This window comes from Mycobacterium sp. SMC-4, from assembly GCF_025263265.1.
Classification (GTDB): domain Bacteria; phylum Actinomycetota; class Actinomycetes; order Mycobacteriales; family Mycobacteriaceae; genus Mycobacterium.
The window spans coordinates 4,747,345-4,769,145 of the sequence record NZ_CP079869.1 but is presented as its reverse complement, the minus strand read 5'-3'; the positions used below and the strand labels follow the sequence as shown (position 1 = coordinate 4,769,145).

General features: G+C 66.8%; 19 protein-coding genes and 1 pseudogene. 12 read left to right on the top strand and 8 right to left on the bottom strand.

What is annotated here, in order from left to right; genetic code table 11:
• Positions 1–198 precede the first annotated feature (198 nt).
• The 10 genes and pseudogenes from KXD98_RS22745 to KXD98_RS22700 all read left to right on the top strand — a co-directional run bounded on the left by KXD98_RS22745 (position 199) and on the right by KXD98_RS22700 (position 10,582).
• Positions 199–962 (top strand): annotated as a pseudogene (locus KXD98_RS22745) (MlaE family ABC transporter permease).
• On the top strand, positions 959–1,801 hold the full coding sequence (locus tag KXD98_RS22740; protein WP_260760580.1) for an ABC transporter permease: 843 nt from the start codon (positions 959–961) through the stop codon (positions 1,799–1,801). The pseudogene KXD98_RS22745 and the gene KXD98_RS22740 overlap by 4 nt, the downstream one beginning before the upstream one ends.
• 22 nt (positions 1,802–1,823) lie before the next feature.
• Positions 1,824–3,026 (top strand): MCE family protein, encoded by a 1,203-nt coding sequence (locus KXD98_RS22735; protein WP_260760579.1) that lies wholly within the window; start codon positions 1,824–1,826, stop codon positions 3,024–3,026.
• Between the two features lie 63 nt (positions 3,027–3,089).
• Complete coding sequence (locus KXD98_RS22730) at positions 3,090–4,124, top strand: MCE family protein (RefSeq protein WP_260760578.1); 1,035 nt, start codon at positions 3,090–3,092, stop codon at positions 4,122–4,124.
• Positions 4,117–5,175, top strand: coding sequence for an MCE family protein (locus KXD98_RS22725; RefSeq protein ID WP_260760577.1), 1,059 nt, complete (start codon positions 4,117–4,119; stop codon positions 5,173–5,175). Before KXD98_RS22730 ends, KXD98_RS22725 begins: the two co-directional genes overlap by 8 nt.
• Complete coding sequence (locus KXD98_RS22720; RefSeq protein ID WP_260760576.1) at positions 5,172–6,545, top strand: MCE family protein; 1,374 nt, start codon at positions 5,172–5,174, stop codon at positions 6,543–6,545. The genes KXD98_RS22725 and KXD98_RS22720 overlap by 4 nt, the downstream gene beginning before the upstream one ends.
• Positions 6,542–7,717: an MCE family protein gene (locus KXD98_RS22715; RefSeq protein WP_313901247.1), complete on the top strand. Its 1,176-nt coding sequence runs from the start codon at positions 6,542–6,544 to the stop codon at positions 7,715–7,717. The genes KXD98_RS22720 and KXD98_RS22715 overlap by 4 nt, the downstream gene beginning before the upstream one ends.
• Positions 7,714–9,402, top strand: a complete 1,689-nt coding sequence (locus KXD98_RS22710) for an MCE family protein (protein WP_260760575.1) — start codon at positions 7,714–7,716, stop codon at positions 9,400–9,402. Before KXD98_RS22715 ends, KXD98_RS22710 begins: the two co-directional genes overlap by 4 nt.
• Positions 9,402–10,088, top strand: coding sequence for a mammalian cell entry protein (locus KXD98_RS22705; RefSeq protein WP_260760574.1), 687 nt, complete (start codon positions 9,402–9,404; stop codon positions 10,086–10,088). Before KXD98_RS22710 ends, KXD98_RS22705 begins: the two co-directional genes overlap by 1 nt.
• Complete coding sequence (locus tag KXD98_RS22700; protein WP_260760573.1) at positions 10,088–10,582, top strand: mammalian cell entry protein; 495 nt, start codon at positions 10,088–10,090, stop codon at positions 10,580–10,582. The genes KXD98_RS22705 and KXD98_RS22700 overlap by 1 nt, the downstream gene beginning before the upstream one ends.
• 1 nt (position 10,583) lies before the next feature.
• Here KXD98_RS22700 and KXD98_RS22695 read toward each other — a convergent pair whose 3' ends face one another.
• Together KXD98_RS22695 and KXD98_RS22690 are read right to left on the bottom strand one after the other, a co-directional pair.
• Positions 10,584–12,041 carry a trehalose-6-phosphate synthase gene (locus tag KXD98_RS22695; RefSeq protein ID WP_260760572.1) on the bottom strand — a complete coding sequence of 486 codons (1,458 nt, stop codon included), beginning with the start codon at positions 12,039–12,041 and terminating at the stop codon, positions 10,584–10,586.
• Positions 12,041–12,205 carry a hypothetical protein gene (locus KXD98_RS22690; protein WP_260760570.1) on the bottom strand — a complete coding sequence of 55 codons (165 nt, stop codon included), beginning with the start codon at positions 12,203–12,205 and terminating at the stop codon, positions 12,041–12,043. Before KXD98_RS22690 ends, KXD98_RS22695 begins: the two co-directional genes overlap by 1 nt.
• A gap of 76 nt (positions 12,206–12,281) precedes the next feature.
• Here KXD98_RS22690 and KXD98_RS22685 point away from each other — a divergent pair, with 76 nt between their 5' ends.
• Complete coding sequence (locus tag KXD98_RS22685) at positions 12,282–13,178, top strand: enoyl-CoA hydratase (protein ID WP_260760569.1); 897 nt, start codon at positions 12,282–12,284, stop codon at positions 13,176–13,178.
• A 46-nt stretch (positions 13,179–13,224) separates the two neighbouring features.
• A complete protein-coding gene (locus KXD98_RS22680; RefSeq protein ID WP_260760568.1) occupies positions 13,225–14,067 on the top strand; it encodes an SDR family oxidoreductase in 843 nt (280 codons plus the stop codon).
• 7 nt (positions 14,068–14,074) lie between these two features.
• Here KXD98_RS22680 and KXD98_RS22675 read toward each other — a convergent pair whose 3' ends face one another.
• The 6 genes from KXD98_RS22675 to KXD98_RS22650 form a co-directional block, all read right to left on the bottom strand.
• Positions 14,075–14,545 (bottom strand): (2Fe-2S)-binding protein, encoded by a 471-nt coding sequence (locus KXD98_RS22675; RefSeq protein ID WP_260760566.1) that lies wholly within the window; start codon positions 14,543–14,545, stop codon positions 14,075–14,077.
• Between the two features lies 1 nt (position 14,546).
• The gene (locus KXD98_RS22670; protein ID WP_260760564.1) at positions 14,547–15,443 is read right to left on the bottom strand and encodes a xanthine dehydrogenase family protein subunit M; all 897 of its coding nucleotides are present in this window, start codon (positions 15,441–15,443) and stop codon (positions 14,547–14,549) included.
• On the bottom strand, positions 15,440–16,135 hold the full coding sequence (locus KXD98_RS22665; RefSeq protein ID WP_260760561.1) for an SRPBCC family protein: 696 nt from the start codon (positions 16,133–16,135) through the stop codon (positions 15,440–15,442). The genes KXD98_RS22670 and KXD98_RS22665 overlap by 4 nt, the downstream gene beginning before the upstream one ends.
• A gap of 10 nt (positions 16,136–16,145) precedes the next feature.
• A complete protein-coding gene (locus KXD98_RS22660; protein WP_260760560.1) occupies positions 16,146–18,494 on the bottom strand; it encodes a xanthine dehydrogenase family protein molybdopterin-binding subunit in 2,349 nt (782 codons plus the stop codon).
• Between the two features lie 82 nt (positions 18,495–18,576).
• On the bottom strand, positions 18,577–19,698 hold the full coding sequence (locus KXD98_RS22655) for an XdhC/CoxI family protein (RefSeq protein ID WP_260760558.1): 1,122 nt from the start codon (positions 19,696–19,698) through the stop codon (positions 18,577–18,579).
• A gap of 29 nt (positions 19,699–19,727) precedes the next feature.
• Positions 19,728–21,794, bottom strand: coding sequence for a DUF4185 domain-containing protein (locus KXD98_RS22650; protein WP_260760556.1), 2,067 nt, complete (start codon positions 21,792–21,794; stop codon positions 19,728–19,730).
• Positions 21,795–21,801 lie beyond the last annotated feature (7 nt).

The window sequence follows — 21,801 nt, the reverse complement described above, 5'->3', positions numbered from 1 at the left end:
ATGACTTTGACGTGCGTAAATACATTCAAGACTGTCACATTAGTTAGCTTTGACACCGCGAACACGTTCTAGTTAGTATGATCCGGCTCACGAAGAGCAGCGCATGTGACCAGGGTACGGAGGCGCTACCGGCGAGCAATGTGAAGTTGTTCGCCACAGCGTGGCCCCCGATGCCCCGTCCCCAGGAACGGAGTCGACTTGATCGATCAGCTTGCGGCGCCGGCGCGGGCCGTGGGCGGGTTCGTCGAAATGTCGCTGGACACTTTCGTCAAGATGTTCCGTCGTCCGTTCCAGTTCCGGGAATTTCTGGACCAGACCTGGATGATCGCGCGTGTCTCCCTGGTCCCGACGCTGTTGGTGGCGATCCCGTTCACGGTGCTGGTCGCATTCACGCTCAACATCCTGTTGCGCGAAATCGGTGCGGCGGACTTGTCCGGGGCCGGTACGGCTTTCGGCACGATCACCCAGTTGGGGCCGGTGGTGACGGTGTTGGTCGTCGCCGGTGCCGGAGCGACCGCGATCTGCGCGGACCTGGGCGCCCGCACCATCCGCGAGGAGATCGACGCGATGCGGGTGCTGGGTATCGATCCGATCCAGCGTCTGGTGGTGCCGCGGGTGTTGGCCTCGACGTTTGTGGCGTTGCTGCTCAACGGCTTGGTGTGTCTGATCGGTCTGCGGGCGGCTACGTGTTCTCGGTGTTCCTGCAAGGGGTCAACCCGGGAGCGTTCATCAACGGGTTGACGGTGCTGACCGGGCTGCCGGAGCTGATTCTGGCCGAGATCAAGGCGCTGCTGTTCGGGGTGGTGGCCGGTCTGGTGGGCTGCTACCGCGGCCTGACGGTCAAGGGCGGTCCGAAAGGGGTGGGCAACGCGGTCAACGAGACCGTGGTCTATGCGTTCATCTGTCTGTTCGTCATCAACGTGTTGATGACCGCGGTGGGTGTGCGGGTGCTCGACTCATGAGCTACGACGCCACGCTGCGGTTTCGCCGGATGTTGCGGGGGGTGCCCCGCGTCGTCGACTCGATCGGTGAGCAGGCGCTGTTCTACGGCCAGACCTTCCGCTACATCCCCAACGCCGCGACGCGCTACCGCAAGGAGACCGTCCGGCTGATCGCCGAGATGTCGATGGGCACCGGCGCGCTGATCATGATCGGCGGCACGGTCGGGGTGGCGGCGTTCATGACCCTGGCTTCCGGCGGCGTGATCGCGGTGCAGGGCTACTCATCGCTGGGCAACATCGGCATCGAGGCGCTCACCGGCTTCCTCTCGGCGTTTCTCAACGTGCGCATCGTCGCGCCGGTGATCGCGGGAATCGCGTTGGCGGCGACCATCGGCGCCGGTGCCACCGCGCAGTTGGGGGCGATGCGGGTCGCCGAGGAGATCGACGCCGTGGAAGCGATGGCCGTGCACGCGGTGTCGTACCTGGTGTCGACCCGGATCGTGGCCGGCTTGATCGCGATCGTGCCGTTGTACGCGCTGTCGGTGTTGGCCGCGTTCTTCGCCGCGCGTTTCACCACCGTCTATATCAACGGCCAGTCAGCTGGGCTGTACGACCACTACTTCAACACCTTCCTGATACCCAGTGACCTGTTGTGGTCGTTCCTGCAGGCCATCGTGATGGCCGTGGCGGTGATGCTGGTGCACACCTACTACGGCTACAACGCCTCCGGCGGCCCGGTCGGGGTGGGCATCGCCGTCGGCCAGGCCGTGCGCACCTCGCTGATCGTGGTCGTGACCATCGTGCTGTTCATCTCGCTGGCCGTCTACGGCGCATCAGGAAACTTCAACCTCTCCGGCTAAGGAAGAAGGCTAGGAAAAGACCATGTCCGACGGTGACGCCAAGCGCAGCCACGTGAGGATCGCTGCGGCGATCCTGGCTGCTGTGGTGCTCGCCGCGGCCGTGTTCACCTACCTGTCCTACACCGCGGCGTTCACGCCCACCGACAAGGTCACGGTGCTCTCGCCACGAGCCGGTCTGGTGATGGAACGCGACGCGAAGGTCAAGTATCGCGGTATCCCGGTCGGCAAAGTCGAATCGATCCAGTACGCCGGCCGCGACGCCAAACTCACCCTGGCGATCAACCGCTCCGACATGCGCTACATCCCGGACAACGCCCCCGTGCGCATCGGTGGTACCACGATCTTCGGCGCCAAGTCGGTGGAGTTCATGCCGCCGGAGGAAAGCACCGGCCGCGCTCTGCGGCCCGGTGCCGAGATCGCGGCGCGGCACGTGCAACTCGAAGTCAACACGCTGTTCCAGAACCTGACCGATCTGCTCGAGAAGATCGACCCGATCAATCTCAATGCGACGATCTCGGCGCTCGGAGAGGGCCTGCGCGGCAACGGAGAGGACCTCGGCGAACTGATCGCGGGCCTGAACTACTATCTGGCGCAGTTCAATCCGAAGCTGCCGGCGTTGCGCGACGATATCCGTCAAACCGCGGTCGTCGCAAACATCTACGGCGACGCCGGTCCCGATCTCGCACGCATCCTCGACAACGCGCCGGCGATCAGCACGACGGTGGTCGAGGAGCAGGAGAACCTGACCACCACACTGTTGGCGGCCACCGGCCTGGCCGACAACGGTACCGCCACCCTGGAGCCGGGCGCCGATGATTACATCGCGGCCATCCAGCGGTTGCGTGTCCCGTTGAAGGTGGTGGGGGACTACTCGCCGCAGTATCCATGCCTGCTGCAGGCGATCGACCTGGCCATCGACCGCTTCGGTCCGATCATCGGCGGCACCCGCCCGGGCTTGTTCGTGTCGTCGAACTTCCTACCCGGTTCGCCGGCCTACACGTATCCGGAGAGCCTGCCGATCGTCAACGCCACCGGTGGTCCGAACTGCCGGGGGCTGCCGAATATGCCGTCCAAACAATACGGCGGCTCGTGGTATCGGGCGCCGTTCCTGGTGACCGACAATGCCTATGTCCCTTACCAGCCCAACACCGAGTTGCAGTTCGATGCACCGTCGACGCTGCAGTTCCTGTTCAACGGGGCGTTCGCGGAACGGGACGATTTCTGATGAGCGCTTGCGCGAAGAAGCGGGGGCACTGATGAGCGCTTGCGCGAAGAAGCGGGGGCACTGATGACACACCGGCGCAATGTGATCAGTGTTTCGATCTTCACCGTGGTGATGCTGCTCGTCGCTGCCATGCTGATCGTCGTCTTCGGCGAGTTCCGGTTCACCGCCAGCAACTCTTTCCGGGCCAACTTCACCGAGGCGTCGCGGCTGAAGTCCGGCCAAGATGTGCGTATTGCGGGGGTTCCGGTCGGATCGGTCAGGAACGTCAGCCTCAACCCGGACAACACCGTCGACGTCAGCTTCGACATCGACAAGCGCTACCAGCTCTACACATCGACCCGCGCGGTCATCCGCTACGAGAACCTGGTCGGCGATCGCTACCTCGAGATCACTTCGGGCCCAGGCGAGCTGCGTAAGCTGGCGCCGGGCGCGCTAATCCCCCGAGAGAACACCGCCCCGGCGCTGGACCTCGACGCGCTGCTCGGCGGACTACGTCCAGTGGTCAAAGGTCTGGACGGGTCGAAGGTCAACGAACTGTCCGGGGCGATCATCGAGCTGTTGCAAGGCCAAGGTGGGGCACTGTCGAGCATGCTGGCCAGCACCAGTGCGTTCAGCCAGAACCTGGCAGCACGTGACCAACTGATCGGCGAGGTGATCGAGAACCTCAATGTCGTGCTGGCCACCGTCGACGAAAAGGGTGCCGAATTCGACGCGAGCGTCGACCGCCTGCAGCAGCTGATCACCGGCCTCAGTGAGGGCCGCGACCCGATCGCCGGCGCCATCGGGCCGCTGGCCACCGCCGAGAACGATCTGACCGAGATGCTGGTGAACTCGCGTCGCCCGCTGCAGGGTGTGCTCGAGCAGTTGCGGCCGCTGGCCACCGAACTCGACGACCGCAAGGCCGAGGTCAACGAGGTGATCGAGCCGTTGGCCGAGAATTACCTGCGGCTCAACGCGCTGGGGGCCTACGGGTCGTTCTTCAACATCTTCTATTGCTCGACACGAATGAAAATCAACGGTCCCGCCGGAAGCGACATCTTGATCCCGTTCGGTGGGCCGCCGGATCCGTCGAAGGGGAGGTGCTCAGAGGATGGCTAGTACCGAGAACTCAAACCCGTTGCGCACCGGCATCTTCGGCATAGCGCTGGTGTCGTGCCTGGTGATCGTGGCGTTCGGTTACACCAGCCTGCCGTTCTTCCCGCAGGGCAAGGCCTACGAGGCCTACTTCGCCGACGCCGGTGGTATCACCCCCGGCAACGACGTCAATGTCTCCGGTATCACGGTGGGTAGTGTCAGGGACGTGGCGCTGGCCGGTGACGCGGCCAAGGTCACTTTCACGGTCAAGCGTGGCATCGCTGTCGGAGATCAGTCGCTGGTGTCGATCAAGACCGACACCGTGCTGGGGGAGAAGTCGCTGGCGGTGACGCCGAAGGGCAGCGGTACCTCGACGGTGATTCCGTTGGGCCGCACCACCACTCCGTACACACTCAACACCGCGTTGCAGGATCTCGGCGGCAACACTGCCGCGCTGGACAAACCGCAGCTCGAGCAGGCCTTGCAGACGTTGACCGATTCGCTGCGTGATGCCACCCCGCAGCTGCGCGGTGCGCTGGACGGCATCGCCGACCTGTCGCGCACGCTCAATCGACGCGATGAGGCGCTGGCCCAATTGCTCGGTCACGCCAAGCGGGTGTCGGATACGTTGGCGGCGCGCTCGGGGCAGGTCAACCAGCTGATCACCGACGGCAACCTGCTGTTCGCCGCGCTCGATGAGCGGCGCCAGGCGCTGTCGAACCTGATCGCGGGTATCGACGATGTCTCCGAACAGCTTTCCGGTTTCGTCGCCGACAATCGTCGCGAGTTCGGCCCGGTCCTGGAACGGCTCAACGCGGTCATGGACAACCTGCTGGAGCGCCGCGAGCACATCGGCGAGGCGTTGCGCCGCCTACCGCCCTACGCCACCGCGCTCGGCGAGGTCGTCGGTTCGGCGCCCGGCTTCCAGATCAACCTCTACGGTCTGCCACCCGCACCGATCGCGGAGGTACTGCTGGACTTCTACTTCCAGCCGGGCAAGCTGCCCGACAGCCTTTCCGACATGCTGCGCGGCTATATCTCCGAGCGGCTCATCATCAGGCCGAAGTCGCCATGAGCATCACCGAGAAGATCAACGCGCGCAGCCGCGGGGTCCGCGCCGCACTGGCGGCGCTGCTGGTGGCTGCCCTGGCTGTCGGGGTGTTCCTGGTCTGGCCGACACGTAGTGGCCACACGATCGTCGCGCACTTCACCACAGCGGTCGGTCTGTATCCCGGGGACGAAGTCCGCATCGTCGGTGTCCCGGTCGGCAGGATCGACTCCATTGATCCGCGCGCCTCCGATGTCCAGATCACGATGACCCTCGACCACGGCGTGCAACTGCCCAGCGACGCCCAAGCGCTCATCGTCGCGCCGAACCTGGTGTCGGCGAGGTTCATCCAGCTCACCCCGGCCTATACCGGCGGTGAGGCGCTGGCCGACGGTGCCACCATCGGGCTGGACCGGACTGCGGTGCCGGTGGAATGGGACGAGGTCAAAGAGCAGCTGACCGAGCTGTCCCGGGAGTTGGGACCGCAGGCGGGCGAGGTACAGGGACCCGTCGCGGCGTTCGTCAACCAAGCCGCCGACACGTTCGACGGCAACGGGGACTCGTTCCGCCAAGCGTTGCGCGAACTCTCTCAGACCGCAGGCCGGCTGGGTGACTCGCGCACCGATATCTTCGGCACCATCCGAAACCTGCAGGTTCTCGTCGATGCGCTGTCCAACAGCAACGAACAGATTGTGCAGTTCTCCAACCATGTCGCCTCGGTGTCGCAGGTGCTCGCCGACAGCACGGTCGGACTCGACCGCACACTGGGAACCCTCAACCAGGCGCTCAGCGACGTTCGCGGGTTCCTCGGGGAACACAACGAGGCGTTGATCGGGCAAGTCAACAGGCTCACCGACTTCACCAACCTGCTCACTGAGCACAGTGACGACATCGAGCAGATCCTGCACGTGACACCCAACGGCCTGGCCAACTTCTACAACATCTACAACCCGGCGCAGGGCACCGTCGGTGGTGTGCTGTCGCTGCCCAACTTCGCCAATCCGGTGCAGTTCATCTGCGGCGGCACCTTCGATGCGGCGGCGACGACCGACAACTACAAGCGCGCCGAGATCTGCCGGCAGCGGATGGGGCCGGTGCTCAAGCGGATCACGATGAACTACCCGCCGGTGATGTTCCACCCGATCAACAGCATCACCGCTTACAAGGGGCAGATCATCTACGACACTCCGGAAACCGAAGCCAAGGCCAAGACCCCGGTGCCGTATCTGCAGTGGCAGAACGCACCTGGGGTGACACCACCCCAGGTGCCGGTCGATGCCGATCTGAGCTCGTTCTTCTTGCCCAAGACCGACGAGGGTGCGACCGCGGGGAGCTCCGAACACGGCCAGCCCGGTGCCGCACCGGGACCCGTGCCGGCAGCGGAGGGGCCGCGATGAGAACCCTGACGCGGATGTCGGTGCGCACCGTCGCGATCGGTAGCGGTGCTGCACTGCTGGCTGGTTGCCAGTTCGGCGGGCTCAACTCGCTGAACATGCCCGGTACCGCCGGACACGGCGCGGGTTCGTATTCGATCACCGTCGAGTTGCCCGATGTCGCGACGCTGCCGCAGAACTCGCCGGTGATGGTCGATGACGTCACGGTCGGCAGTGTGTCGGGCATCGACGCGGTCCAGCGCGCGGACGGGACCTTCTATGCGGCGGTCCAGTTGTCCCTCCAAGGAAACGTCAACCTGCCGGAAAACTCCGAGGTGCGGGTGGCCCAGACGTCGTTGCTTGGTTCCCAGCATGTGGAATTGGCTCCTCCCGTCGACGAGCGCCCGGTGGGCCGGCTCGGTGACGGGTCGCGCATCCCGGTCGATCGGGCCGGTCGCTATCCCACCACCGAAGAGGTGCTGGCCGCGTTGGGCGTGGTGGTCAACAAAGGCAATCTCGGTGCGTTGCAGGACATCACCGACGAGGCTTACGCGGCGGTCGCGGGCCGTCGGGACCGCTTCACCGACCTGATCCCGCGGCTGGCCGAGCTGACAGCGTCGCTGCAGGAGCAGACCGACGACATCATCGCCGCCGCCGAGGGATTGAACCGCTTCGCCGGAATCCTGGCCCGCAGCCAGGACAGCCTGGGCCGCACCCTCGACACCCTTCCCGAGGCACTCGAGGTGCTCAACAACAACCGCGCCACCATCGTCGAGACGTTCACCGCGCTGCGCAGCTTCGCCAACGTCGCCTCGCGGATCCTCTCGCAGACCAAGGACGATTTCACCGCGGATCTGGTCAGCCTGTATCCGGTCATCAAGGCGCTCAGCGAGAACCGGTCGGCATTTGTCAGTGATCTGCAGCTGTTGCCCACGTTCCCGTTCGTCAGCAAGAACATCAAGCGCGCGGTGCGCGGTGACTACCTCAACGTGTTCGTGACCTTCGATCTGACGCTGCGCCGCCTCGGTGAGTCGGTGTTCACCACGTCGCTGGGGCTCGATCCGAACATGAAGCGGATGGACGAGATCATCAACCCGCCCGACTTCCTGATCGGGTCGATGGCCAACCTGTCCGGACAGGCCGCCGATCCGTTCAAGATCCCGCCGGGTAGCGCCGGAGGGGAGCCGCCGCGATGATCGATCGTCTGACGCGCATCCAGCTGAGCATCTTCGCGCTGGTCACCATCATCACCGTCGGTGCGACCGCGCTGTTCTACCTGCAGGTGCCGGCCGCGCTGGGCATCGGTGTCTACAACGTGTCGGCGAACTTCGCCGCCGGCGGTGGGATCTATGAGAACGCCAACGTCACTTATCGGGGCGTGACCATCGGGCGGGTGGAGTCCGTTCGGTTGTCTGACGACAGCGTGGTCGCGCGGATGCGGCTGAACAGCGCCACTCCGGTGCCGGCCAACGTGACCGCGACCGTCAAGAGCATGTCGGCCATCGGTGAGCAGTACATCGACCTCGTCCCGCCGGAGGACGCGTCACCGGAGATGCTGGCCGATGGTGCCGACATCGGCATGGACCGCACCGCGATCGGTCAGGACATCGCCGGGTTGCTCGACCAGGCCGACCTACTGGTCACCAACATCAGCAACACCCGGCTGCAGGACCTACTGCGCGAAACTTTCGATGCGTTCAACGGCTCGGGTCCCGAACTGGCCAGGATGATCGAGTCCGCGCGGCTGCTGGTCGACGAGGCCAACGCCAATTATCAGCCGGTCGAGCAGCTCATCGACCAGGCCGGACCGCTGCTGGCGGCGCAGATCCGCAGCGGGGATGACATCCGGTCGCTCGCCGACGGGCTGGCGCGGGTGACCACCGAGGTCGCCAACGCCGATCCGCAGTTGCGCACCACGCTGCAGACTGCGCCCGGCGCCGTCGAGGTGGCCAACCAGACCTTCACCGGCATCCGGCCGTCCTTCCCGATGCTGGCGGCCAATCTGGCCAATGCCGGACGGATCGGCGTGATCTACCACAAGTCGATCGAGCAGGCGCTGGTGATCTTCCCGGCGTTGTTCTCCGCGCTGCTCACCGTCGCCGGCGGGGTGCCGGCCGACGAGGGTGGCAAGCTGGACTTCAAGATCGACCTCGGGGACCCGCCGCCATGCTCGGTGGGTTTCATCCCGCCGACGCAGATCCGCTCCCCGGCCGACACCACGGTGCGGGAACTGCCCACCGACATGTACTGCAAGGTGCCGCACAACGATCCCAGCGTGGTCCGCGGTGCCCGCAACTACCCCTGCATGGAGTATCCGGGTAAGCGCGCGCCGACGATCCAGCTGTGCCGCGATCCCGAGGGGTACGTGCCCATCGGCAACAATCCGTGGCGCGGCCCGCCGGTGCCGGTGGGAACCCCGATCGAGGACGGCCGCAACATCCTGCCGCCGAACAAGTTCCCGATGATCCCGCCGCAGGTGGATCCGGATCCGGGCCCACCGGTGGTGCAGCTGCCGCCGGGTGTGCCACCCGGCCCCGGGCCTGCGCCGCACGCTCCGTTCCCGCTGCCGGTGCCGCCGGCCGAGCCGGGCATCCCGCCGCCGTGGCCGTACTTCTCGCCGCCCGACCACGTGGTGCCGCCCTACGGCCGCACCCCGCCGGCACCTGCCCCGGCCCCGGCACCGCCGGCCCCAGCGCCCGCACCCGGTCCGCTGCCGGCCGAAGCGGCGCTGGCCAGCGGTACCTCGGTGGCCACCTATGATCAGAACACCGGCGTCTTCATCGATCCGCAGGGCGGTGCCGGCGTCTTCGCGCCGGGCCTGGCCAAGCAGGCGCCGGCCGAGAACTGGGTGGATTTGATGTTGTCTCCGGAGCAGGCGTAGTGACTGATGAACAGAACGGGGCCGTAACAACCAAACCTGCCCCGCGGCAACGCCGGAAGGCATCCCGCGCAGCGGGACCTGCCGAGGGCAGCGCTGCCGCGGTCAGTATCCCGGTCGCGTCCGTCCCGGTCCGTCCGATCACCCCTGCCGGGCCACCTCCGCGCCGGTCGCCGAACCGCCGGGGTGTGCTGGTCGTGTCGTTGGCCGCTACGGTGGTCCTGGTGGCCGCGCTGTCGTGGGCGGTGTTCGCGCTTCTGGCCCAACAGCGTGCCGACGACGCCGTCGCGCAGCGCGAACAACGTTATGTCGATACCGCTTCGCAGGTCGTCGTGAACATGTTCAGCTACCACCAGGACACCATCGAAGAGAGCGTGAACCGGTTCGTCGACAGCACCAGCGGTCCGCTGCGGGACATGCTCAGCCAGGACAACAACGTCGACAACCTCAAGGCGATCTTCCGCAGCACCATGGCCAACTCCGAGGCGGTCATCAACGGCGCAGCGCTGGAGAGCATCGACGACATCTCCGGTAACGCCCAGGTGCTGGTGTCGGTCCGGGTGACGGTGACCGACCTCGACGGCACCGATGCGCCGTCGCAGCCCTACCGGCTGCGTATCACCGTGCATGAGGATGACAACGGCCACATGACCGGCTACGACGTCACCTATCCCGACGGGGGCAACTGATGAGCACCTGGACGGCCAGGATGGTCGGCTCGCTCACGGTGGTGTTGGCGACGGTGGTGGTGGTGCTGGCCGCGGTGGGCGGCGCGCTGTACTGGGGCGCGGTGCAGCGTGGCGGCGAACAGTCCGCCCGCGAAGAGGTCACTCCGCTTGCACGGGAACAGATCCCGCGTGTATTCGGGTTCGACTACCAGACGGTGGAGGCCAACTTCACCGAGGTGTACCAGTTCCTGACCCCGGAGTACCGCCGGGAGTTCGCCGATCGCACCAACAACGACATCATCCCGCAGGCGCGCGAACGCCAACTCGTCAGCCAGGCCAATGTCGTCGGGGCCGGGGTGCTCGATGCACAGCGCACGACCGCATCGGTGATGGTGTACATGAATCGCACCGTCACCGAAAAAGCCGGCAACCCGGTCTATGACGGCAGCCGGCTGCGGGTCGACTACCAGAAGATCGACGGCAAATGGCTGATCGACTACATCACGCCGATCTGAGTCAGTGCGGGGTGGCCAGCGCCTCCAGGAAGGCCCGCGCCCAGAGGTCGACATCGTGGGCCAACACCTGACGGCGCAGCGCTCGCATCCGCCGTCGGCCTTCTTCCGGTGACTGGTTCAGCGCAGCCTCGATCGCGTTCCTGACCCCGTCGAGATCGTGCGGGTTGGCCAGATAAGCCTGGCGTAGCTCGGCGGCCGCACCGGTGAATTCACTGAGCACCAGAGCGCCCCCGAGGTCGCTGCGGCAGGCGACGTACTCCTTGGCGACGAGGTTCATCCCGTCGCGCAGCGGTGTCACCAGCATCACGTCGGCGGCGACGAAGAATGCCACCAGATCCTCGCGCGGGATCGGGCGATGCAGGTAATGCACAACCGGGTGACCGACCTCGCCGTACTCGCCGTTGATGTGGCCGACCTGGCGCTCGATGTCTTCGCGCATGGCGATGTAGCTCTCCACACGCTCGCGGCTGGGGGTGGCCAGCTGCACCAGGACAGTGTCGTCGCGGTTGATCCGGCCCTCTTCGAGCAGCTCGGAGAACGCCCGCAGCCGCACGTCGATGCCCTTGGTGTAGTCCAGCCGGTCCACCCCGAGCAGAATCTTGCGAGGGTTGCCCAACTCGGCGCGCAGTTCCTTGGCCCGCTGCCGGATGGCTCGGCTACGAGCCTGCTGGTCGAGGTCGTTGGAATCGATCGAGATCGGGAAGGCGCCGACCTTGACCGAGCGGAAACCGTGCGCCACCTCGCCGAAGCGCGACCGCACGCCGACCGAGGCGCGTGAGGTGTTGGCGCCGAGCAACCGACGGGCCAGGATCAGGAAGTTCTGTGCGCCACCGGGCAGGTGGAAGCCGACCAGGTCGGCGCCCAACAGGCCTTCGATGATCTCGCGGCGCCACGGCATCTGCATGAACAACTCGACCGGAGGGAACGGGATGTGCAGGAAGAACCCGATGGTCAGGTCGGGTCGCAGCATCCGCAACATCTTCGGCACCAGCTGCAGCTGGTAGTCCTGCACCCACACCGTGGCCCCCTCGGCGGCGGTGTCGGCGGTGGCCTGGGCGAAGCGGCGGTTGACCTCGACGTAGCGGTCCCACCATTTCCGGTGGTAGGTCGGTTTGACGATGACGTCGTGATAGAGCGGCCACAGCGTGGCGTTGGAGAACCCCTCGTAGTACTGGGCGACGTCGTCGGCGGACAACCGCACCGGGACCAGGTACATGTCGTCCTGCGCGATGGGCTGCTCGGCGTGTGGATCGTCGGCATCGTGCGGTACGCCGGCCCAGCCGATCCAGGCGCCCCGGCGGCGGCGCAACAACGGCTCCAGGGCAGTGACCAGCCCACCCGGACTGCGTTTCCACTCAACGGTGCCGTCGGGCTGGCGGACCATGTCGATCGGCAGCCGGTTGGCCACCACGACGAAGTCGGCTCCGGAGCGGACCTCGGGACCGCTCTCGGACGTCATTAGGCGTCGAGCTTCGCCGGTCCGATGCCGAGCATCGACAGAAAGACTCGGCACTCGTCGGCGTCGTTGGCGTAGGCGGCGACCACGCGCCGGGCCTGACGCTCGGTGCTGTCGGCGATCGGTTCGACGTCGCCGAGGTCGGCGGGATCAGATTTCGCAGGCATGACACAACTGTAGTCACTGCAGGTGACTGGTCGGACGCTGTGTCCCCGTGACATCGAGGGCCGTAATGTGGCCGATGTGACAGCACCAGAGCAGGTCGAATACGAATCCCTCGACGACGGGCGAATCGCGCGCATCTGGCTGAACCGGCCCGATGCGCAGAATGCCCAGTCGCGGACGTTGCTGGTTCAGCTCGACAACGCCTTCGCCCGCGCCGAGGCCGACGACGAGGTCCGCGTGGTGATCCTCGCCGCGCGCGGCAAGAACTTCTCGGCCGGGCACGACCTGGGTTCGGAGGCCGCGCTGGCCGAGCGTGCGCCCGGGCCCGACCAGCATCCGACCTTCCGGTCCAACGGTGCCACCCGTCCGGCCATCGCCGAGAAGACCTACCTGCAGGAGTGGCACTACTTCTTCGAGAACACCTCCCGGTGGCGCGATCTTCGCAAGATCACCATCGCGTCGGTGCAGGGCAACGCGATCTCGGCAGCGCTGATGTTGATCTGGGCGTGCGATCTGATCGTCGCCTCCGACGACGCCCGGTTCAGTGACGTGGTCGCGGTGCGGATGGGTATGCCCGGCGTGGAGTTCTACGCGCACCCGTGGGAGTTCGGCCCGCGTAAGGCCAAGGAACTGCTGCTGACCGGCGATGCGATCGACGCCGACGAGGCGCACCGGCTCGGCATGGTGTCCAAGATCTTCCCGCGCGACGACCTCGAGGATAAGACGCTCGAGTTCGCTCGCCGGATTGCCGACCGGCCCACCATGGCCGCGCTGCTGGTCAAGGACTCGGTCAACGCGGCCAGCGACGCGATGGGTTTCACCGAGGCGCTGCGCCACGCATTCCACATCCACGAGCTGGGCCACGCGCACTGGGCCGCCTACAACGAAAACCGCTTCCCGATCGGCATGCCGCCCAATGTTCCGGACTGGCGCACACTGGGGGCGCCGAAGCTGGCCCGCCACGACCAGCCGTGACGTATAACTAGAACCGGTTCTAGTTAGCTCGTCGAAGGAGTAGTGCGTGCAGATTTCGTTGGCGGACAGGACGATCCTGGTCACCGGTGGTGGCAGTGGTATCGGTAAGGGGGTGGCCGCGGCAGTGGTGGCCGCCGGCGGCAACGCGATGCTGATGGGACGCACGGCTGACAAGCTGGCCGCCGCCGCCGACGAAATCACCGCCGCCGCGGGTGCGACCGGTGGCACGGTGCGCTACGAGGCCGGCGACATCACCAACGAGGACGACGTGATCCGGGCGGTGGCGGCCGCGACATCGTGGACCGGCCGGCTGCACGGCGTGGTGAACTGCGCCGGTGGCAGCGACACCATCGGCCCGATCCCGCAGCTGGACTCCGCAGCCTGGCGCAATCTGCTCGACCTCAACGTCAATGGCACGTTCTACGTGCTCAAGCACTCGGCCCGGGAGATGGTCCGCGGCGGTGGCGGCTCGTTCGTCGGGATCTCGTCGATCGCGGCCTCCAACACGCACCGCTGGTTCGGTGCCTACGGTGTGTCCAAGGCTGCGGTCGATCACCTGATGAAATTGGCCGCCGACGAACTCGGTCCGTCCTGGGTGCGGGTCAACTGCCTGCGTCCCGGCCTGATCCGCACCGACCTGGTCGCGGCGATCTTCATGTCCCCGGAGGTCAGCGGCGACTACGCCGAGGCCACCCCGTTGCCCCGTCCCGGTGAGGTCGAGGATGTGGCCGAGGCTGCGGTGTTCCTGCTCAGTGATGCGTCGAGCTACATCACCGGTCAGGTGATCAATGTCGACGGTGGCATGACGCTGCGCCGCGGCCCGGACTTCTCGTCGATGCTGGAGCCGGTGTTCGGCGCCGACGGCCTGCGCGGCGTCGTCGCCGACTGACCCGCCGCTAGGTCGCTTCGGCCGCGCGTTTCACCGCGTTGACGATGCCTTGGTAGCCGGTGCACCGGCAGAAGTTGCCCGAGAGGCCCTCGCGGATCTCCTCGTCGGTGGGGGACGGGTTCTCGCGCAGCAGCGCGGTGATGCTGGTGACGAAACCCGGTGTGCAGAAACCGCATTGCAGACCGTGGCATTCGCGCAGGGCGGCCTGCACCGGTGAGAGCGCGCCGTCCTCGCCGCCGACGCCTTCGACCGTGGTGACTTCCTGGCCGTCGACCTGTACGGCGAAAACCAAACACGAGCGCACGGCTTGGCCGTCGAGCAGTACGGTGCACGCCCCGCACGCACCGTGCTCGCAGCCCAGATGTGTTCCGGTCAGTCCGCACTTCTCCCGCAGGTAGTCGGCCAGCGTGAGCCGCGGCTCCACGACGTGGCGGACCGGGTGGCCGTTCACCGTCAGCTCGACAGGGGTCTCGTGCATCTCACGTTCCTTGCATCTGGGGGCTCACCGACGCCAGCGCCTTACCCAGCGCCCGCGCCACCATGGTCGAGCCCACCCGGGCCCGGTAGGTCGCCGAGCCCTGCAGGTCGGCGGGAATGTCGTCGATGGCATCCATCATCAATCGGCCGATCTCGTCGAGGGCTTCGTCGTCGAGATCACCGACTGCGCGACCCAGCACAGCAGCTTCGGCGGCTGTGCCCCGCAGCGGGGTCGAGCCCAGCCCCAACAGGCCGATACCGCACCGGAGGACCCGGTCGGACTGATCGAGTTCGATCGCCGTGACTGCGCCGGCGATCGCGAAGTCACCGTGGCGGCGGGCGAATTCCTCGACAGCGAATCCGCACCGGCCCTGCCACACCGGGAAGCGCACGGCGCTCAGGATCTCGTCGGCGGTCAGCGAGTTCTCCCAGAGCCCGGTGAAGAAGTCGGCCGCGGGCATCATCCGGGTGCCGCGGGTCGAGGTCGCCTCAATCTCGGCATCGAGCGCCAGTGCGACGGCGGCGTATTCGGCGGCCGGGTCGGCGTGGGCGATGGCGCCGCCCAGCGTGCCGCGGGTGCGGATCTGGAAGTGGCCGATGTGTGGGGTGGCCAGCGTCAGTAGCGGCACCGATTCGGCGACCTCGTCGTCGAGGCCGACCAGCGCGTGCGACGTGGTTGCTCCGACGCGGACTGCGCCGTCGAGGAGGTCGATACCGCACAGCTCGCCGACGCGGGAGATGTCGACGAGGTTCTCGAAGTGGGTGAGCCGCATGTTGAGCATCGGCACCAGGCTCTGGCCCCCGGCCAGGACTTTCGCATCGTCACCGAGGTTGCCCAGAATGGCGGCGGCCTCGGTCAATGTGTCCGGGCGGTGATAGGCGAACGCGGCGGGTTTCACGACATCAGCCGCGACAGCGCGGCCACCAGGTCGTCGAGGGCGGGCTGCGGCTGGGGGCGACGACGTCGGCCGATCAGGAAACCGACGGCAACGCCCACCGCCACCCCGGCCGCCACCGGCGCGTAGCGCTTGGCGATCGGCAGCGCAACGACCTTCACGAGATCGACCGAGTTGTCCGCTGCCGCAGCAGCGGCCGTCTGCGCCTCGGCCGACGGCGCCGAAGTCGGTGTCGCGGCACCGCCCAGCACATCGGCTTCGAGCCGCGCGGCGAACTGCGCAATCAGATTGCCTGCCACGTCGGCCAATACGCCGCGGCCGAACTGTGCGGCCTTGCCCGAGATCGTGAGATCGGTGGTGATCAGCACGGCGGTGGCCGGGTTCGATTCGGAGCCTTCGTCCTTGAGTTGTGCGGTCACCAGTGCCGAGGCGTTTCCGCTGCCGCGGGTCTCCTTGCCGCTGGCCCGGATCACCACCCGTTGGGCGGCTTCGTCCTTCTCGGTGAACGACGCTTCACCTTGATAGGACACCGTGATCGGACCGACCTTGACCTTCACCGCGCCGGTGAAGTCGTCACCGTCGACGGACAGCAGCTGTGCACCCGGGATACACGGGGCCACCCGCTGCACGTCGGTCAGCACCTCCCAGGCCGTGGCGGCCGATACCGGAACTCGAAACTCGTTGACTAGCTCCACTGTTCGTCCTCTACCTAGTCCCTTGTTGCTGGCTCTTCTGGATGGCCTCGACGATCGCGGCGGGGGTGGCCGGCAGTCGGGTGATGGTGACGCCCAGTGGGGCCAGCGCATCGTTGACGGCGTTGATCACCGCCGGTGTGGAGCCGATCGCGCCACCTTCGCCACAGCCCTTGTAACCGCCGACGCCGGGTCCGGGGATCTCCACGTGGCCGTACTCGATCACCGGGACCTCGGTCGCGGTGGGCAGCAGGTAGTCGACGAAGGTCGACGACAACGGGTTGCCGTCGTCGTCATAACTCATCTCTTCGAGCAACGCGCCACCGATGCCCTGCACCGTGCCACCGGCGATCTGGCCTTCCACCACGTTCGGGTTGATCATCGGGCCGACATCCTCGCTGACGATGTACCGGGTCAGCGTGACGCGGCCGGTCTTGATGTCGACCTCGCATGTGCAGGCGTGAGTGGCGTTGGCCCAGTGGATCATCGCCTGGGAGTTGAACCGCGCGGTGGCTTCCAGGGTGGGCGAGGTGCCGGCCAGCTGCGCAGGGTCGTAGTGCGAGCGGTAGGCGATGTCGGCGAAGGTGACGTTCTTGTCGGGCTCGGCGCGTACGCAGGCACGCGAGCCGCCGAGCTCGATGTCGTCGGCGGGGACGCCGAGCAGGTTCGCGGCAATGGACAAAATCTGAGCGCGCAGGATCGCCGCGGCTTCGTTGACTGCGCCCGCGGTCATGGGCCCGCTGCGGCTGCCTTGGGTTCCTGCCCCGTATGGGGTGACGGCGGTGTCGCCCTGGATGGTCGACACGTCATCGATGTCGGCGCCGAGCGCGTCGGCGGTCAGTTGCACGACAGTGGTTTCGATGCTGTTCCCGCTGGACCCGCCGTTGACGTAGACGTTGATCTTGCCGGTGGACTCCATCCGGATCGTCGCACCCTCGGTGGCCAGGTGCCCGGTGGCCGCACCGGTGGGCTCGATGTAGGCGGAGTATCCGAGTCCCAGATAACGGCCTTCGGCCAGGGCATCGGCTTGTTCCCGGCGGAAGCCCTCGTGGTCGAGAATCTTGACCGCCTGGTCCAGGGTGTCGGCCGGAGCGACATGGTCATAGGGCATGCCGTTGGGATTGAAATAGGGCATCTCGTCGCCGCGCAGGATGTTGCGCTGCCGCAGCTCCAACGGGTCGATGCCCATCTCGCGCGCGGCAATGTCCAGAAGTATCTCCCGGGTGAGCGTTTCGTACTGCCACGGTCCGCGGTAGGCCGCCAGGCCGGCGGTATTGGAGAAGATCGTCTGGTAGTTGAAGCTGGACTTGGGAACCCGGTACGGGCCGGGGAAGAACATGCCGATGGCCGCGGTGGTCAGCACCGGGTAGGGCGTCGGGTAGGCCCCGACGTCCTGGATGAAGTCGATGTCGGCAGCCAAGATGTTGCCCTCGGCGTCGAAGGCCATCCGCACGTCACCGTCGACATGGCGGGCCTGCCCGGCCGACATCAGGTTCTCCCGGCGGTCCTCGATCCACTTCAGCGGCGCCGACACCTTGCGGGCAGCCAGCAGGATGCACATGTCCTCGCGCATCGGTACGACCTTCTGGCCGAAGCCGCCGCCGGTGTCGCGCACGATCACGCGTACCCGCTGAGCCGGGATGCCCAGCAGTCGGGCAGCGAAGGCCCGCAGCTCATGCGGGGTCTGGGTGGACGCCCAGACCGTCAATTCGCCAGGGGCGGCCTGCCATTCGACCACCAGGCCGCGGGTCTCGATCGGCACCGGGGCGTGGATCTGCTGATACACGTGCGCCTTGGCGACGTGGGCCGCGTTGGCGAAAGTGTCTTCGTCGGGCGGCGCGCCGCCCATGCCGCCGGCCCGGTTGTCGGGATAGGCGTCGTGGACCACCGCGCCGTTTTCGGCCAACTCGACTGCCCGGGTGAAGTCGGCGACCGCCGGCAGCGGTTGGTAGTCCACGTCGATCAGCTCGATGGCGTCCTCGGCCACGTAGCGGTTCTCGGCGATCACCAGGGCGATCGGGTCGCCGACGAACCGGACCTCGCCCTCGGCCAGCGGCGGGCGCGGGGTGTCCGGCACGTCCTTGCCGGCGACGGCGTGCCAGGCCTCCTGCACCTCGGGGTTGAGGTCGGCAGCTGTCAGCACCGCGTGCACGCCGGGATGGGCCAGCGCGGCCGACGCGTCGATGTTCAGGATCCTCGCCCGGGCGAACGGGCTGCGCACAAAGCAGGCGTGCAGCATGCCAGGGCGGTTGATGTCGTCGACGAAGGTGCCGTGACCAGTGAGAAGACGGCTGTCCTCGACGCGTGGTACGCGTCTGCCGGCATAGCGCGCGGTGACGGACTCGACGGCGGTGTCGGTCACTTCGATCACTCTCCTCAGGACTTGAAGAGTGACGTTATCGCATCCGAGAGCGACATTTCCACCACTTGTGTCTCACGCGGTTTCATGCTTCGTGGTGGATGCGACCCAAGGTTTCGCGCAGCGGCCGCCCGTGGCCGCCCCAGCGCTGCGCGATGATCTCGGCGGCGATGGACACCGCGGTCTCCTCGGGGGTGCGCGCTCCCAGGTCCAGACCGATCGGACTGGCCAGCCGAGCCAGCTCGGCATCGGTGACGCCGGCCTCCTTGAGGCGGCACAGTCGGTCCTCATGGGTGCGTCGGGACCCCATCACGCCGATGTAGCCCACCTGCGGCAACCGGAGCGCGACCTGCAGCACCGGCACGTCGAACTTGGGGTCGTGGGTCAGCACGCAGATCGCCGTGCGGGCATCGATGGCACCCTTTTCGGCCTGCGCGGCAAGGTACCGGTGCGGCCAATCCACCACGACGTCTTCGGCGGCCGGGAAGCGCGCCGAGGTCGCGAAGACCGGCCGGGCATCGCACACCGTGACGCGGTAGCCCAGGAATGCGCCCTGCTGGGCGAGCGCCGCCGCGAAGTCGATGGCGCCGAACACCAGCATCCGCGGTCGCGGAGCGTGACTGGCCACGAAGACCTCCATGCCGGCGTCTTGACGCTGGCCCTCGGGTCCGTACGTCAGCACCGCGCAGCGGCCGGCGGCCAGCAGGCCTTGAGCGTCGTCGGCTACCGCGTCGTCGGCGCGTGCGGAACCCACCGAGCCGTCGACCCCGTCCGGCCGGACGATCAGCCGTCGCCCGAGACGTTTCGGATCCGGGTGGGCGATGACGGTGGCCACCGCGACGGCGCGATGGGCAGCGATGTCGTCGGCGACCGCCTGCAACTGTGGGAAAGTCTTGCGCGACAATGGCTCTGTGAAAACATCGATGGTGCCGCCGCAGGTCAGCCCGACCGAGAACGCATCATCGTCGCTGACACCGTAGCGCTGCAGCTCCGGCGTTCCGCTGGCGACGACGTCGGTGGCGGTCTGGTACACGGCCCCTTCCACGCAGCCGCCCGAGACCGACCCGGCGACGCTGCCGTCGGGGGCGACGAGCATGGCGGCGCCGGGTTCGCGGGGTGCGGAGGACATGGTGCGCACCACCGTCGACAGTCCGGCGGTCGCACCGGACCGCCAGATCGCCAGAAGTTCGTCGAGGACGTCGCGCACGAGCGCGAGTGTATGCCGGTGCCCGGTGGCTACAACTTGGCGAGATCGGTGCGCATCAGCATGATGTTGTACTCAGACCACAGCGACAGGTTCCAGTACAGGTCCGATCCGGTGCCTGCCGTCGACGGTGACCACGGGTGCAGCATCGGTGCATAGATGCCGCCGGGCTGCTGGGTCATCAGGACGGTCGCCTCGGACCACTGGCCTTCAGGGACGTCGGCCGTGCGCATCACGATGTTGTTGAACTGGTCGCCGTAGAGCACGACGTATTTGCCCAGATACTCGTTGTACTGGACCGACATCTCGCTGACGCTGTAGCCCGGCTTGGTGGCGCCGCACGCGCCACCGGTCTTACCGATGATCGCCGACGCCGATGACGGGCTACCCGAGACCCAGCGGGCCGCAGTGGTACCCAACCAGCTCGACGACCCCGCGCGGTAGTACTCGTATCTGGCTGCGTTGAGAATGTTCTCGGGTGCGACACGCGCCAGGTAGGCCGCGCCCTGCCGGCCGTTGGGAGTGCCGTACATGTAGACATAGCCGTCGTCGCCCTGGACGAAGGCGGACTGCTGAAAGTTGCGGTGGCCACTGAAAATCGAGTTGTAGCGGATGCTCTCGCGCGCGATCGTGAAGTTCTCGCCGTTGTCGGTCGAGTAGGCGATGCCCGAGTAGTTGGTGGTCCAGCGGCCTGCCGATCCCCACCTCGACACCGACATGAAGCTGACGTACTGCGTGACACCGAACTGGGTGTCGGGCGTAGGCACCGAGATTCCGGCGGTCGGGATCAACGTCACCGAACCGGGCAGCCACGACGGACGGTTGATGATCGGGCGCGCGAAGGTCGGACTCGACAGTGGCGCCCCGCCGAACATGTTGCCGTTGAACCACTCTCCGTCAGGAATTTCCATACCGTTGGACAGGTCCCGGTCGGAGCTGCGGAACAAGGTGTTGTAGCGCCAGCCACCCTGCATGTTCGGGCCGCTGAAGGTGTCGCCGACGGCGATCAGCACCTGGCTTTCGTTCCACGGAGTATTGGGATCGTCGACCATGCCGTTGTCCCACATGACGCCGACGTCGGTGCCGTACACCCCGAAGCGCGCCACGGTGTTGGCCAATCGGCGTTCGGTGTAGGTGTTTCTGCCGGTGACCCAGCTGACGAAGTTCGTCGACTGGCTCACCTGAGGATTCAGCCACGGGGAGTGCTGCACCCTGGCGGCCGCGGGGGCGTCGCCGACGGTGGAGTTTTCGGTCAACGCGAGGCTGGCGGCGGTCCTGGCTGCCCGGTCGGCAGCGCCGGCGGTGACGGTGCCGCGGGTCGCGAACAGGTTCTCCAGTTCACGGCGGGCAAAGGACATCAACGCCCACAGGAACGGCGGTTGCGGGGAGCTTGCGGGGTCTGCGACGGCCCGCTGCCGCGCCCAGTCCAGCATGCTGTGCACGACGTTGACCACGGCGGTGGCCAGGGTGGGTCGGCGGGTGGCGGTCTGCTCGTCGGCGGCGGGCAGCTCCACCTCGGCCGTCTCGGAGGTGACGCGCGCGGTGCTCGCCTCGGCCAGCGTGGTCGCCGAGACGAACACCGCGACCTTGGTCGGCTCCTTGGGTGCGACAGCGGGGTCGTCGGCGGCACCGGTGGATGTGGTGTCGGTCTGTTGCGGCGCCACATCGGGGTCGGCGCGAGTGCTCCGCTCCGGCTGGGTCACCGTCGATTCGGTTGTCGGCACGGTCTCGGTTGCCCGCCGGCGCTCCGGACGGGCGTCAGGCTCGTCGGCGACGAGTTCGTCGGAAGCCTCGGCTTCGTCGGGTTGCTCGACCAGTTCCCGGTCGGATTCCGCATCGATGGGCAGCTCGACGTCGGCGCTGGTCGTGGCTGTACGCCCAGACTCACGGCGCTCGGTGGTCTGCTCGTTGCGTCGCGTGCGATCGGGTCGGCTGGTGTCGGTCCCACCGCTACCGGTGGTTGCTGACGACGACGAACGCGAGCTCGACGAATCGCCGCTATCGGCGGCGGCAATGCCATGCCCGGCAAAGACTGCTGATCCGACACCCAAAGCGACGGCCAGCCCGCCGACTCGGCCGACGTAGGCTGCGGCACCCATGAAACCC